This is a genomic window from Ruegeria sp. CJ3, from assembly GCF_056536725.1.
Genome location: NZ_JBQFQE010000004.1, coordinates 239,655 through 253,910, shown reverse-complemented (window position 1 = coordinate 253,910; position 14,256 = coordinate 239,655). Strand labels below are relative to the sequence as shown.

Genomic DNA, 14,256 nt, shown 5'->3' with positions numbered 1-14,256 from the left:
TCTAGCCTGAGGCCTGAGCCGCAGGAAAGGACCCCCAGATGCTGTTTTACGATTGCTCCACCGCGCCGAACCCGCGCCGGGCCCGGATGTTCATCGCGGAAAAAGGGCTGACGATCGAAACCCGCGACATCTCGATTGCCAAGGGCGAGCAATTGGGTGCGGCGTTCCGGTCTGTCAATCCGCGCGGCACGATCCCGGTTCTGGTGACGGATGAGGGCGCGGTTCTGACCGAAAACCTCGGTATCGCCGCCTATCTTGAGGCGCGTTTCCCTGAACCCACGCTGATGGGCAGCACACCGGATGAGAAGGGCGCGGTCCTGATGTGGAACGCTATCGTTGAACAACAGGGTGGTGCACCGATTGCCGACGCGTTGCGCAACACGCATCCATCGTTTGAAAACCGCGCACTGCCCGGGCCTGTGGGCTATGCGCAAATCCCGGAATTGGCAAAGCGTGGGCGCGATCGTGTGGCGGCGTTTTTCGATCTGCTGGAAACCCGGCTCAGCGAAACCCGGTTTATCGCAGGCGAGGCGTTCTCGCTTGCCGATATCTCGACCTTTGTGTTCGTGGATTTCGCCCGCGTCATCAAGATGCGTATTCCTGCCGAGAACATTGCCACACAGGCGTGGTTCGAGGCTATCAAAGCGCGCCCCAGCGCGCAGCTCTGAAGTGCTGGACAGAAATGTCTAGACAGAAGTGAACAGTACGATTAGCGTCCCTGCCATGTCGTCCGAGGGGAGGTCGGGATGAAATCTCAGTATCGCGTTGTTGTTATCGGAGGCGGCGTCGTAGGCGCCTCGGTTCTGTATCATCTGGCCAAGTTCGGCTGGTCCGATGTGGTCATGTTGGAGCGGCGGCGTCTGGCATCGGGGTCGTCGTGGCACGCTGCTGGGGGGATCCATGCGCTGAACGCTGATCCGAATATGGCGTCGCTACAGGCCTATACGATCGACTTGCTGAGTGAGATCGAGAAAGAGTCAGGCCAGAATATCGGCCTGCACATGACCGGTGGTTTGACACTGGCAGGCACGCCCGAGCGGTGGGAGTGGTTGCAGGCCAACTATCGCATCTTCCAATCCATCGGCATTGATGATTGCGAGTTGCTGTCGCCGGAGGAAGCACAGAAACGCTGCCCGATCATGTCTACCGATGGCGTGCTGGGTGCGATGTGGGCGGATCGCGAGGGGTATATCGATACCACAGGAACGGTGCAGGCTTATGCCACGGCGGCCCGGAAACGTGGCGCGGAATACTATGAAGAAACCAAGGTCGAAAGCCTGACGCAGACGGCCGATGGGTGGGAAGTTGTCACCGACAAGGGCACCATCACCTGTGAGCATGTGGTCAACGCTGCAGGCCTTTGGGCCAAACAGGTGGGGCGTATGGCCGGGGTCGAACTGCCGGTGTCGCCACTCAAGCACCACTATCTGATCACCGATACGGTGCCCGAGGTAGCAGCGGCGGATTTTGAGATGCCGATGACTGTGGATATGGAAGGCTTCACCTATATGCGGCAGGATCAGAAGGGCGTTCTGGTCGGCATTTACGAGGTTGAACACGAACACTGGGCCATGGACGGCGCGCCATGGAACTATGGCGAGGAGCTGTTTCAGGAACAGCTTGACCGGATCGAGAACGAATTGACGTTGGGCTTTGAGCGGTATCCGTCGATTCAGAATGTGGGTATCAAGACATGGGTGAACGGCGCGTTTACCTTTGCGCCGGACGGGAACCCTCTGGTCGGGCCTGTGCCGGGCAAGCGGGGCTATTGGTCGGCCTGTGCGGTGATGGCCGGGTTCTTGCAAGGCGGCGGCGTTGGCAAGACGCTGGCAGAGTGGATGATCCATGGTGAGCCAGAGGCCGATGCTTGGCCCATGGACGTGGCCCGCTTTGGCGACTTCGCGCAGAACAAGCGGTATATTCGCGAGACGACAGGGCAGTTCTATTCGCGCCGCTTCGTGATGACCTATCCGAACGAGCAACTCCCCGCAGGCCGCCCGCTGAAAATGGCCCCGGCGCATGACGCGATGACCGAGGCCGGATGTAAATGGGGCGTCAGCTGGGACCTCGAAGTACCGCTGTACTTTGCGCCGAAAGGGTTCGAGGAAACGCCGACGCTCAAGCGGTCGAACGCCCACGACATTGTGGCCGAAGAATGCAAGGTGATCCGCGAGGGTGTTGGCCTGCTGGATATCTCGGGCTTTTCGCGGTTTGAGGTCACTGGCCCGAATGCCGAGGCGTGGTTGGACAAGGTGATGGCCTCGAAACTGCCCACGCCGGGTCGGGCGAAGCTGGCCCCGATGCTGGGCGAGAACGGGCGGCTCAAGGGTGATCTGACCGTGCTGAACTGGGGCGATGGCACCTGGTGGATCATGGGCAGCTACTACCTGCGGGCGTGGCACATGCGTTGGTTCGATGATCGTATGATGGACGGCGTCGCCATTCGTGATCTGGGCGAAGAATACTGTGGGTTCGCCGTGGTCGGGCCGAAATCGCAGGCGGTGGTCGAGAAACTGGCGGAACAGGACATCTCGGGCCTGAAATTCATGGGCTGCGGGGATTTCGATATCGGTCTGGTCCGCGCCCGTGTCGCCCGCATGTCGGTGACCGGTGAGAAAGGGTACGAGATCAACTGCCGCTATGGTGACCACGTCAAACTGCGCCGGATGCTGCTGGAGGCGGGGGCCGACGAAGGCATCCGGGAATGTGGCTTCAACGCGATGCTATCGACGCGGCTGGAAAAGAGCTTTGGCATCTGGTCTGCGGAATTCACGCAGCTCTATACGCCCGGGATGACGGGTATGGACCGCTGGATCGACTGGGACAAGGATTTCGTCGGCAAGCAGGCGGCATTGGCCGAACGCGACGGCAATGGCCCCGCGCAGGTACAGGTGACGTTGGAGGTCGATGCGTTGGACGCGGATGCCAGCGGTTATGAACCGATCTGGGCTGGCGATGAGCGGGTCGGTTTTGTGACCTCGGGCGGGTACGGGCATTACACCGGCAAATCTCTTGCGATGGCTCTGGTCAATCGCGACAAGGCCGAGCCGGAGACCGAGGTGTCGGTGCATGTGGTGGGCGTTGAACGGCCCGCGCGGATCATTGCTGCGTCGCCCTATGACCCGCAGGGCAAGGCGATGCGGGGCTGATGATGGACGCTGAGGGTGGACGACGTCGACGACGCGGGCGCGGGGCAGAAAATGCCCCTAAACCCCACCGTGATGTGAATTACCGCCAATTGCGGAACCCGTTTCCGCAGATGGAGGTGTTCCCCGCAGACCAGATCGCCGACATGCACGAAACCGCCCTGCGGATGCTGCAAGAGCTAGGCATCAAGGTCCTGCTGCCCGAGGCGCGTGCGATTTTTGCCAAGGCCGGGGCAAAGGTCGATGAAGACAGTCAGATGGTCTTTCTGGGTCGAGACATCGTCGAGGTCGCCGTGGCCTCGGCCCCGAAATCCATCAATTGCCGCGCAGGGGCTCGGAAACGTGATTTTACGCTGGAACTGGGCAGTCTGGTGTTCCAGCCCGGGGCAGGTGCCCCGAATGCGACCGATCTGGAACGTGGGCGGCGACCCGCGACAGGGCAGGATTATCTGGAGTTCCTGAAGCTCACGCACTACTTCGACGTCTTTCAGATGATCTCGCCCCAGGTCGAGCCGCAGGATGTGCCGACCAATCTGCGCCACTATTTCACCACGCAGGCGCAGATGGAGTTAACGGACAAGTTCCCGTTCTTCTTTTCGCGTGGGACCCCGCAGGTGACGGACTGCTTTGAGATGCTGTCCATTGCGCGGGGGCTCAGCGATGAGGACTTCCGCGCCCATCCGCACTGCTACACGATCATCAACACCAACAGCCCGCGCACGCTGGATATCCCGATGGCGCAGGGGTTGATCGACTTTGCCCGTCACGGGCAAATGTCCATCATCACGCCGTTTACGCTGATGGGTGCTATGGCACCGATCACGGTGGCCGGGGCCATCACCCTGTCTCATGCCGAGGCGCTGGCGGCGTTGACCCTGACGCAGTTGACCAAACCCGGCGCGCCGGTCTGCTATGGCACCTTCACCAGCAATGTGGACATGAAGTCCGGTGCGCCCGCCTTCGGCACGCCCTCGCATTTTCAGGCCTCGCTGGCTGCGGGGCAACTGGCGCGGCATCTGGGGTTGCCATGGCGATCGGCGGCGGGGTCGGCCTCGAACGCCAATGACGTGCAGGCAGCGAATGAAAACCAGTTCGGCCTGTGGGGATGCCTGATGGCCGGAGCGACCGTGATCATCCACTCAGCCGGGTGGCTTGAGGGCGGTCTGACCGTCTCGTTCGAGAAGCTGGTCTGCGATGCCGAAGTGCTGAACATGGTGGCCGAGCTGTGTGCGGGCGCGCAAGCCGGGGCCGACGAAATCGGCTTTGAAACCGCGCTTCGCGCCGTGGAGCCCAGCGGGCATTTCTTTGCGACCCCGCAGACGATGGAGCGCTACAATACGGCCTTCTATGAACCTCACCTGCACGACTATGCCAATTTCGGTACGTGGTCCGAACGTGGTTCGGTCGATGCTAATCGACGGGCAACGGGCGTGTGGAAGGACATTCTGGCGAACTTCGAAGCACCAGCGCAAACCAGCGGGCTTGGTGCTCTGCACGATTTCATCGCCAAACGCACCGCCGAGGGCGGCGCCCCGCCGGAGAGTTGAATGACCAGCAAACCCCTCCTCCACCGAGACGACCCCGATGCCGAACCTCTGGTGGGCAACATCAAGGTCACGCGCGACGACTGGCTGAACGTGGCGATGGACGTACTGATCTCGGACGGGGTCGAGCAGGTCAAGGTGCTGAATCTGGCTGCGCGGATGGCGGTGTCGCGGTCGTCCTTCTATTGGTATTTCAAATCCCGGCAAGAGCTGCTGGATGCCCTGCTGGCGCGCTGGCAGGCGACGAATACGGCGGCGCTGATCGCGCAGGCCGAGGCCCCGGCGCAGACGATCACGGCGGCGGTCTGCAATGTGCATCGCTGTGTGGTGAACACCGAGCTGTTCGACACCGCGCTGGATTTCGCTGTGCGCGACTGGGCGCGGCGGTCGGGCAAGGTGCGGCGGATGCTGGACCAGTCCGATGCGCGGCGGCTTGCGGCCCTGCGCGCCATGTTCACCAGGTTCGGATATGCCGAGACCGAGGCCGAAACCCGCGCGCGCGTGCTGTATTACATGCAGATCGGGTACGACCTTGCGCAGCTGAACGAACCGATGGCGGCGCGTCTGGCGATGGTGCCGCATTATCTCTACGTCTTCACCGGGGTTGAGCCGCGCCCCGAAGAGATCGACGAGTTCAGCATCTATGTACGGCAATTCTGGCAGGGGGAAGATCATGAGCCAACCTGACGCAATCATCATCGGCACCGGTGTCATCGGCGCCGCCATCGCGTTCGAGATGACCAAGGCGGGCTGGAAAACCCTGTCGCTGGACCGCAACGCGCAGGTCGGGCACGGCTCGACCGCGGGGTCCTGCGCGATTATCCGGATGCATTACTCGACATTCGATGGCACCGCGTTCGCATGGGAGGGCTATCATTACTGGCGCGACTGGGCCGCCTATCTGGGCCTGTCCGACGGGGCCAATCTGGCGCAATTCCGGCAAACCGGCTGTCTAGTGATGAAGACCGAGGCCAACGGGTTTCTGGACAAACACAAGGCTTACAGTGCTGAGCTGGATTGTCCCTTCGAAGACTGGACCCCGGATCAGATCACCGATCGCCTGCCGATCTATGCGCTCGACAGTTTTGCACCGGCCAAACGCATGGATGACCCGGATTTTGGTCAACCCAACGGCCGCCGGATGCAGGGTGCGGTGTTCTGGCCCAAGGCGGGCTATGTGACGGACCCGGCCTTGTCGGCGCAAAACCTGATCGACGCGGCGAAACTGCGTGGGGCACAGGTGCGGACTGGGGCCGAAGTGACCGAAATCCTGACCGAAGGGGGCCGGGTATCCGGCGTACGGCTGGCCTCGGGCGAGGAGATCCATTCCAAAGTCGTCGTGAACGTCGCAGGGCCGGGCTCGGCCATCATCAACCGGATGGCGGGCGTGTTGGATGACATGACTATCCAGACCCGCCCACTGCGACAGGAGGTCGTGCATGTGCCCGCACCCGAGGGGTTCGATTTCGAAAATCAGGGGACCATCGTATCCGACAGCGACATCGCGCTTTATTGCCGGCCCGAGCATGGCAACCATATCCTGATAGGGTCTGAGGACCCCGACTGCGACCCGCATCAATGGTGCGAGGATGACATGCACTACAACCGCGATTTCACCGACCAATGGACGACACAGGCGATGCGTTATGCGCAGCGGGTGCCGTCGCTCGGGATTCCGTCGAAAACGCGGGGGGTGGTGGACCTCTATGACGCGTCGACGGACTGGATTCCGATCTATGACAAATCCAGCCTGCCGGGGTTTTACATGGCCTGCGGCACCAGCGGGAACCAGTACAAGAACGCGCCGATTGCGGGCAAGATGATGGCCGCGCTGATCGACTATGTCGAAGGTGGGTCAGACCACGACGCACAACCGCTGCAGTTCGAACTGCCCTATATCGGTCGCAGCATCGACGTGGGCTTTTATTCGCGCAAGCGCCCGATCAATTCCGAAAGCAGCTTCTCGGTTCTGGGTTAACTCGCCTGTTTACGCGCAGCCGCAAAGCTGTCTGCGCGCACCGGACCATAGCCTCTGATCTCGTCGGCTGCCGCCAGTTTCTCCAGCCAGTCGCCCTCGGGGTATGTCAGGAGCCGGTCGAGCATCGCTTCGTACCAAGCCAGAATATCACGATGCAGCCGGGCCTCGGAATGGTAGCCGAACGGGTTCCAAGCCTTGCCGCGCAGCCCCTTGGCGCGGGCCAGTGCGGTCAGCACGGGGCGCATCCACGGCCCGAATGTGTGTTTGATCGGACGGCCACGCGCGTCCTTGCGCAAGCTCAGCATCGGCGGGGCGAAATGGTATTTCGTTTTGAACGCGCCCTCGAACTGCTGCGCAAGTTCATCGGTGAAGGCCGAGGAGGTCTGCAGCCGGGCAACCTCGAACTCATCCTTATAGGCCATGAAACGGAAGAGGTTGCGGGCGACTGAATCGACAATCTGATCGGAGGTTTCCAGGTGGGCCTCACGGATGCTCTTGATCCGCCGGGAATAGCGTTCTGCATAGGCGGCGTCTTGATAATCGGTCAGAAAGGCGACGCGGCGGGCGATCCGTTGGTCCAGCGTCTCCTCGGGTGGTGTCGGTCGGGTCAGGCCCTGAACCCGGTCTGGATCGGCGGCCAGACAGCGGCCAAGCGCAAAGGCCAGCCGGTTCTTTTCAACCGCGACGCCGTTCAGCAGGATGGCCTGCGCCAGCGCACTGTGTGAGACTGGAACCAGCGCCTTCTGCCATGCAAAGCCCAGTAGGATGACATTGGCAAACACCGCATCGCCCAGCAGCGCCTCGGCAATGGAGTTTGCGTCAAGCCCGGTCAGATTGTCGGCCCCCACCACATCAGCGATGGCTTGTTCCCGCGCGTCGACACGCAATTGCGCGTCGCGTCGCAGCACCAGATCGCCGGTGGGCATCTCGGCCCGGTTCAGCACAACCTGCGTGCCATGAGTGTAGTGGGCCGAGGCTTTGGGGGCCGAACTGACCACCACGTCGCAGCCAATCACCGCATCCGCAGCGCCTTGATCAATGCGCACCTGATTGAGCGCATCGGGGGCGGTGCCCAGACGAATGTAGCTCAGCACAGTTCCAAATTTCTGCGCGAACCCGGTGAAATCCAGAACCGAGGCGCCTTTGCCTTCCAGATGCGCGGCCATGGTGATCAGCGCGCCAACCGTGACAACACCGGTGCCGCCGACGCCGGTGACCAGAAGATCGAAGGGTGTGTTCAGCTCGGGCAGGTCGGGGGGCGGCAGGTCGGCCTCCAGCGCGTGCAGATCCAACTCGACGACCCGCTTGCGCCGCGTCGCGCCTTCGACGGTCACGAAGCTGGGGCAAAACCCGTTCAGGCAGGAAAAATCCTTGTTGCAGGAGCTCAGGTTGATCTTGCGCTTGCGGCCCAGAGGGGTCTCGCGCGGTTCGACACTCAGGCAGTTCGACGCGACCGAGCAATCGCCGCAGCCTTCGCAGACCAGATCGTTGATCCAGACGAATTTTTGCGGGTCCTCAAGCGTGCCACGCTTGCGACGGCGGCGCTTTTCGGTGGCACAGGTTTGTTCGTAGATCAGAACGGTGACGCCGGGGATCTCGCGCAACTCGCGCTGCAGGGTATCCATCTCGGCGCGGTCGTGAAATGTGGTGCGGGCGGGGAAGTCAGAACGGCGGAACTTGGTGATATCGTCCGAGACCAGCGCGATGCGGTCCACGCCTTCGGCACGGCAGGTCTGGGCAATGCCCGCGACGCTGACCGGCCCGTCCACCGGCTGTCCTCCGGTCATCGCCACCGCATCGTTGTAGAGAATCTTGTAGGTGATATTCGTCCCCGCCGCGACGGCCTGCCGGATCGCGAGGCTGCCGGAATGGTACCACGTCCCTTCGCCAAGGTTCTGGAAGATATGCTTGCCGCCGTTGAATTGCGAGGCCACCACTTGCGGCACACCTTCGCCACCCATCTGCGCATAACCCACCGTCTCGCGGTCCATCCAGGAGGCCATGACATGACAGCCGATCCCGCTGGCTGCGGTAGAGCCTTCGGGCACTTTGGTTGAGGTGTTGTGCGGGCAGCCCGAGCAGAAATAGGGCGTTCGCACGGCCCCCGGCACGTTGATTAGGGGCGGGGGTGTTTCGGTCAAAGCCTGTGCCTTGGCGGGCAGGTTTTCTTCGGGAAAGAAGGTGTCCAGACGCGCGGCCACGATGGGGGCCAGCATCAGCGGGCTCAGCTCTCCGGTCCAGGGGATCAGCGGCTCGCCATGGCTGTCATATTTGCCCACCATCTTCTGCGGCTTATCGCCGGGCCAGTCATAGAAGTATTCCTTGAACTGGCTTTCGATGATGCCGCGTTTTTCTTCGACGACCAGCACCTCGGCCTTGCCCTTCACGAACCGCAGCGCGTTGCGGCGGGCCAGAGGCCAGACCATGCCAACCTTGTAGATGTCGATGCCCAGACGGCGGCAAGCGGCCTCATCCAGACCCAGCAAACGCAGGGCCTCCATCAGGTCGAGATGCCCCTTGCCCGTGGTGACAAACCCGAACTTGGCGTTGTCGATGTCATAGATGCGCCGGTCGATGGGGTTGGCTTCGGCAAAGGCCCGCACGGCGCGCAGCTTGTGCTGGATGCGGGTTTCGATCTCGGGCGAGGGCAGGTCGGCGGTGCGCACATGCAAGCCGCGTTCGGGAAGGTCGATCTGGGGCAGGGTGAATTCACGGTCGGGGCGCAGGTCGACCGACCGGGCGCTTTCGACCGTTTCCGAGATCGCCTTGAACCCGACCCATGTCCCGGAAAAGCGGGACAGGGCAAAGCCGTATTCGCCAAATTCCAGATATTCCTCGACCGAGGCCGGGTTCAGCGTCGGCATGAACCACGCCATGAAGGCCACATCCGACTGGTGCGGCATCGAGGAACTAACACAGCCATGGTCATCACCGGCCACGACCAACACGCCGCCCTTCGGGGCCGAGCCGTAGGCGTTCCCGTGTTTCAGCGCGTCACCTGATCGGTCGACGCCCGGGCCCTTGCCGTACCACATCGAGAAAATACCCTCGACCTCGCAATGCGGGTCCAGCGTGGCCTGTTGCGCCCCCAGCACGGCGGTTGCGCCGAGGTCTTCGTTCACCGCAGGCATGAACGTAATACGGTCGGTTTTCAGCCGTTCCTTGGCGCGCCAGAGCTCAAGATCCAGCCCGCCCAGTGGCGAGCCACGATATCCAGAAACAAACCCCGCCGTGTTCAATCCGGCGTCCCGGTCGCGCCGGGCCTGATCCATCATGATCCGCGCCAGCGCCTGCGTTCCGGTTAGAAAAACCCGACCCTGATCCAGCACATAACGGTCTTCAAGCTGATAGGTGCGGGGGGTCTCGTGTTGGCTCATGGCTTGATCCGTTGGATTGGCTGTGGGTTTGAGGAAGCATAATTCAATCCAGTTGAAGAGTTGTGCCAGTCTGACCGATGCATTGCAGGTTTGATGAAATTATTGTTCACTATGATGGTCTAAATCGAAAGGATTTTCCGTGGCGATGCAGCTGGACGACAGAGACCGCCGCATACTGGCCCTGCTGCAAACGGACAGCAGGATTTCGAATGCCGATCTCGCTGATGTGGTGGGCATGTCGGCCTCGGCCCTGTGGCGACGTGTCCGCGCGCTGGAAGAAGCAGGTCTTATCGAGCGTTATGGCGCGGTCGTGAACCCTGTTGAAATGGGTCTGACGTTCGAGGCCATCGTTCACGTGCATCTGACCCGGCACGACCGCGAGAAGATCGCCGATTTTATCCGGGCGGTCGAAACCAGTCCTGAGGTGCAGGAATGTTACGCCACGACTGGGCAGGCCGATTACCACCTGCGGGTACTGTGCCGAGATCTTGCGGCCTATAACGTGTTCTTGCAGGATTTCCTGTTTCATTTGCCCGCGGTCGCCAGTGCGCAGACCAATGTGGTATTGCGGACGATCAAGCGGAACCGGCCTGTGGTGCCATGACGTTCAGGTGGCGAACGCTACCCAGGCCCAGGCCATGCCGATATAGGTCAGATTGTGAAAAAGCTGGTCCAGACCCGCTGCCCGCCAAAATGCTGGTTGATTGGGTTGCAGTTTCTTACGGTCGGAATAGTTGGCCTTTGCGAAATCAATGTGGAAATGGACGATCCACTCCAGCGCGGCGATGATCAGGATGAATTCAACCGGCGCCCGAAACAAAGCAAAGATAATGACGGAACCCACAACATGCACGGCTGCATGTTGTGCGCGTCCCATATGGAGATACGAGCCCCGCCCCGAAAGCATCTTGGGCGTCTGCAAATAATAGTCGGCAAACATATGTTTGATCTGAAGCAGGCAAAGCAACAGAAACACAGTGCCATAACTGGCAGGCAAATGAATCCTCCCGATATCGTCCTGAATCGGAAGCTTAGGGGGTAATCGCCTGCCGCGCAAATGAACTTGTTCACACAAGGCGAATTGGGCGTAGTTTGGAAATTCATTTGCGTCGCCCGACACGATTGCGGTAAATTCGGGCCGTTGTATTCACAGCAAAAACATCAATTTGAGCAGCTGATCAAAAGCGGGGCGGGTTCCATAGAACGAACGATTTTTCGGTTCATCTGGAAATATTCCAAACGCGACCAGTTGATCCTGCTGGCCGTGACGGCAACGCTGTTCCCGTTGCTGTACCTGACGCTGGAACTGCCCAAGCGGATCATCAACGACGCGATCGGGGCCTCGAGCCAGATCGTCAATGTCTGGGGCTATAGCCTGCAGCAGACCACGTTTCTGATGATCCTGTGCTTTGCGTTTCTGGCTGCGGTGCTGGCCCATGGTCTGATGAAGATGCGCATCAACACTATGAAAGGTGTGCTGAGCGAACGGATGTTGCGCCGGTTCCGGTATCAACTGATCAGCCGCGCGCTGCGCTTTCCGCAACCCTATTTCGAACGGGTGAGCCAGGGCGAGATGGTGTCGATGATCACCGCCGAAAGCGAACCAATGGGCGGGCTTATGGGCGATGCGATCAGCCAGCCGGTGCTGCAGGCCGGGCAGATGATCACCATCCTGTCTTTCCTGTTTCTGCAAAGTGTCTGGTTCGGACTGGCGGCGGTGGCGCTGATCCCGTTGCAGGCCTGGCTGATTCCGCGCCTGCAACGCCAGATCAACCTGCTGAACAAGAAGCGCATTCAAGAGGTCCGCATCCTAGCCGCGCAGATCGGAGAAAACGCGGCCGGTGCCTCGACCCTGCGGGCCAATGGCGGGTGGCGGTATCGTCGGGCGATGATCTCGGATCAGCTGGGACGGCTGTTTGGCATCCGGTTCGAGATCTACCAGAAAAAATTCTTCATGAAGTTCATCAATAACTTCATCTCGCAGCTGACGCCTTTCATGTTCTATCTGGTGGGCGGGTTTCTGGTGCTGCAGGGCTCGGTCTCGCTGGGGGCGCTGGTCGCGGCGCTTGCGGCGTATAAAGACCTGAGTTCTCCGTGGAAGGAGTTGCTGACCTATTACAACCAGACGCAGGATATGTCGCTGCGGTGGGAGGTCGTGATTGAACGCTTCGCCCCCGATGGCATGATCGACGAGACCCTGTTCGATGGCGAGCCCGAGAGCCGCCCACATCTGACCGGCGATATCGTTCTGAACCACGTCTCGGTCCGTGATATCGACGGCAATCAGGTGCTGGATGATCTGGAGCTGACCTTCCCCGCCAGCAAGACCATCGGCATCTCGGCCCCCAGCGAAGAAGACCGCCTGGCGCTGACCGAATTGCTGACGCGCGAGATTCTGCCCACCTCGGGCCGGGTCGAGGTGGGTGGCGTCAATCTGGCCGGGCTGCACCAAAGCGTCGTGGCCGCGCGGATCGGTCTGGCGACCTCGCGACCGGTCATGTTTCAGGGCACTCTTGGGGAAAATGTCATGATGCCGATGCGGTCGCGACCTCTATCGACCTCGACCGAAGATCCGGGCTTCCCCGAGACCCTGCGCGCCGGCAACAGCAGCGACCCGTTCAGCGTCGAATGGCTGGACCCCAGCCTTGCCGGTTTCGATGATTCCAGCCGCCTGCGCGAATGGTGGCTGCAACTGATCGACGGCATGGGCTCGGGGGCGGCGCTGTTTCAGCGGGGGGCCGAGCAGGTGTTCAACGCAGATGAGCGCCCCGAGTTGGCGGCCAAGCTGATCGAACTGCGTCCGCTGGTGCAAAAGGCGGTCCGCGATGCAGGGCTGGAACAACAGGCGCTGGTGTTTGATCAGTGCACATATAACCCGGCCTTGCCTGTGGCTGAAAACCTGTTGTTCGCCACCCCTTGCGTTCCAGTCACGCAGGAACTGCTAGCGCAGCAGACGGTGTTTCTGGGGCAGTTGCGGGAACTTGGGCTAGACCAGACCCTTGCAAATCTGACCCGGGATGTGATCGAAATGCTGCGCCAGATCTTCGGGCTGGACGGCACCGACCATCCCCTGTTCCGCAAGCTGGGGCTTGAGGCACAGACCTACGAGACCGCGGTTGAACTGGTTGAGCGGACCCGCAAAGAAGGCGTCAGCGGGCTGGATGACGAACAGTTGGCTACTCTGTTGGCGGTGCCTTTTGTGATCTCGGCAGAACAGATCGGCCCGGCCTTCTCAGACGAGTTGAAGAACCGCATATTGGAGCTGCGCCACAGCCATTCGAAAAAGCTGTTGGAGCGTTTGCACAACGTCTTTGTACCGCTGGACGAGACCGCCTGTGCCCCCGGCCTGACGGTGATGGAAAACGCCCTGTTCGGCAAGGTCAGTCAGATCGGCGGCGCACGCACGGACGAGGCACGCAAGCTGATCGTGGACGTGCTGGCCGAACATGGCGCGCGTCCGATGGTGGTCGAATTGATCTACGACGTACCCGTCGCGCTGGGCGGCCAGAACCTGCCTGCGGTCTTTGCCGAACCGCTGGCCTTCACCCGGGCCACCATCAAGAAGCCGGACATTCTAATTCTGGAAAACGCGCTGGCGAGCTATGACATGCAGACTCAGGTGGCGGTCTACAAGAACCTGCGCGAGCTGTTGCCGGATGCCACCGTCATCTATCTGAACGATCAGTTCGAGAACCCGGATGTATTCGACATGCATGTGGAAATTCGGCAAGGTCGGGTGGTGACGGATGAAGGACCCACCGATATCGAAGGCGACGGTGCCGCCTCGGCCGATCTGGTACGCAAACTGCGCGCGCTGGAACAAACGCCGCTGTTCTCGGGTCTGGATCGCCGCCAGCTTCGTCTGCTGGCATTTGGCGCGCGTTGGTTTGACGCCAAGCCGGGGCAGGTGGTGTTCCTCAAGGACGATCAGCCGACCGATGGGGCCTATGTTGTTCTTGAAGGCGAGGCCGGTCTTTACCTGCCGCAGCCCGGCGGCGCGGATCAGTTGATCACGACCGTTGGTCCGGGCGCGCTGGTCGGCGAGTTGGGGCTGATCCGCAAGGAACCGCGCGCCCTGAGCATGATCGCCGAAACCGACCTGTCCTGCCTGCGCATCGGTGAAGAGGAATTCCTGGCGGTGGTCGAAAACGATGCGGCCACGGCGTTCAAGCTGTTGCAGGTGATTTCGGGCTACGTCTCGAACTGACTGG

The 14,256-nt window shown here is 61.1% G+C and carries 9 protein-coding genes; 7 read left to right on the top strand and 2 right to left on the bottom strand.

Translation table 11 applies throughout. The annotated features are described in order from the left end of the window. Positions 1 to 38: 38 nt before the first annotated feature. From ACR0J1_RS09555 to ACR0J1_RS09535, 5 genes are all read left to right on the top strand, one after another. On the top strand, positions 39 to 668 hold the full coding sequence (locus tag ACR0J1_RS09555; protein WP_480732404.1) for a glutathione S-transferase family protein: 630 nt from the start codon (positions 39 to 41) through the stop codon (positions 666 to 668). 78 nt (positions 669 to 746) lie between these two features. Then, positions 747 to 3,149 (top strand): GcvT family protein, encoded by a 2,403-nt coding sequence (locus tag ACR0J1_RS09550; RefSeq protein ID WP_480732406.1) that lies wholly within the window; start codon positions 747 to 749, stop codon positions 3,147 to 3,149. Positions 3,150 to 3,151: 2 nt separating this feature from the next. Then, positions 3,152 to 4,693: a trimethylamine methyltransferase family protein gene (locus tag ACR0J1_RS09545; RefSeq protein ID WP_480732731.1), complete on the top strand. Its 1,542-nt coding sequence runs from the start codon at positions 3,152 to 3,154 to the stop codon at positions 4,691 to 4,693. Next, positions 4,694 to 5,377: a TetR/AcrR family transcriptional regulator gene (locus tag ACR0J1_RS09540; RefSeq protein WP_480732407.1), complete on the top strand. Its 684-nt coding sequence runs from the start codon at positions 4,694 to 4,696 to the stop codon at positions 5,375 to 5,377. Beyond that, a complete protein-coding gene (locus ACR0J1_RS09535) occupies positions 5,364 to 6,668 on the top strand; it encodes an NAD(P)/FAD-dependent oxidoreductase (RefSeq protein ID WP_480732408.1) in 1,305 nt (434 codons plus the stop codon). The genes ACR0J1_RS09540 and ACR0J1_RS09535 overlap by 14 nt, the downstream gene beginning before the upstream one ends. On the opposite strand, the gene ACR0J1_RS09530 is transcribed toward ACR0J1_RS09535, so the two are convergent. Next, positions 6,665 to 10,045, bottom strand: coding sequence for an indolepyruvate ferredoxin oxidoreductase family protein (locus tag ACR0J1_RS09530; RefSeq protein ID WP_480732410.1), 3,381 nt, complete (start codon positions 10,043 to 10,045; stop codon positions 6,665 to 6,667). The two genes, ACR0J1_RS09535 and ACR0J1_RS09530, sit on opposite strands and share 4 nt — an antisense overlap. Positions 10,046 to 10,190: 145 nt before the next feature. On the opposite strand from ACR0J1_RS09530, the gene ACR0J1_RS09525 reads away from it, so the two are divergent. Further along, positions 10,191 to 10,649 carry an Lrp/AsnC family transcriptional regulator gene (locus ACR0J1_RS09525; protein ID WP_480732732.1) on the top strand — a complete coding sequence of 153 codons (459 nt, stop codon included), beginning with the start codon at positions 10,191 to 10,193 and terminating at the stop codon, positions 10,647 to 10,649. Positions 10,650 to 10,652: 3 nt separating this feature from the next. On the opposite strand, the gene ACR0J1_RS09520 is transcribed toward ACR0J1_RS09525, so the two are convergent. Further along, on the bottom strand, positions 10,653 to 11,042 hold the full coding sequence (locus tag ACR0J1_RS09520; protein ID WP_480732733.1) for a DUF3307 domain-containing protein: 390 nt from the start codon (positions 11,040 to 11,042) through the stop codon (positions 10,653 to 10,655). A gap of 213 nt (positions 11,043 to 11,255) precedes the next feature. Here ACR0J1_RS09520 and ACR0J1_RS09515 point away from each other — a divergent pair, with 213 nt between their 5' ends. Then, complete coding sequence (locus ACR0J1_RS09515) at positions 11,256 to 14,252, top strand: cyclic nucleotide-binding domain-containing protein (protein ID WP_480732734.1); 2,997 nt, start codon at positions 11,256 to 11,258, stop codon at positions 14,250 to 14,252. The last annotated feature ends 4 nt before the right edge of the window (positions 14,253 to 14,256 follow it).

What these genes read in the sequence shown, in the direction of transcription:
- ACR0J1_RS09555 (WP_480732404.1), top strand. Translation starts at nt 39, where the DNA reads ATGCTGTTTTACGATTGCTCCACCGCGCCGAACCCGCGCCGGGCCCGG.
- ACR0J1_RS09550 (WP_480732406.1), top strand. Translation starts at nt 747, where the DNA reads ATGAAATCTCAGTATCGCGTTGTTGTTATCGGAGGCGGCGTCGTAGGC.
- ACR0J1_RS09545 (WP_480732731.1), top strand. Translation starts at nt 3,152, where the DNA reads ATGGACGCTGAGGGTGGACGACGTCGACGACGCGGGCGCGGGGCAGAA.
- ACR0J1_RS09540 (WP_480732407.1), top strand. Translation starts at nt 4,694, where the DNA reads ATGACCAGCAAACCCCTCCTCCACCGAGACGACCCCGATGCCGAACCT.
- ACR0J1_RS09535 (WP_480732408.1), top strand. Translation starts at nt 5,364, where the DNA reads ATGAGCCAACCTGACGCAATCATCATCGGCACCGGTGTCATCGGCGCC.
- ACR0J1_RS09530 (WP_480732410.1), bottom strand. Translation starts at nt 10,045, where the DNA reads ATGAGCCAACACGAGACCCCCCGCACCTATCAGCTTGAAGACCGTTAT.
- ACR0J1_RS09525 (WP_480732732.1), top strand. Translation starts at nt 10,191, where the DNA reads ATGCAGCTGGACGACAGAGACCGCCGCATACTGGCCCTGCTGCAAACG.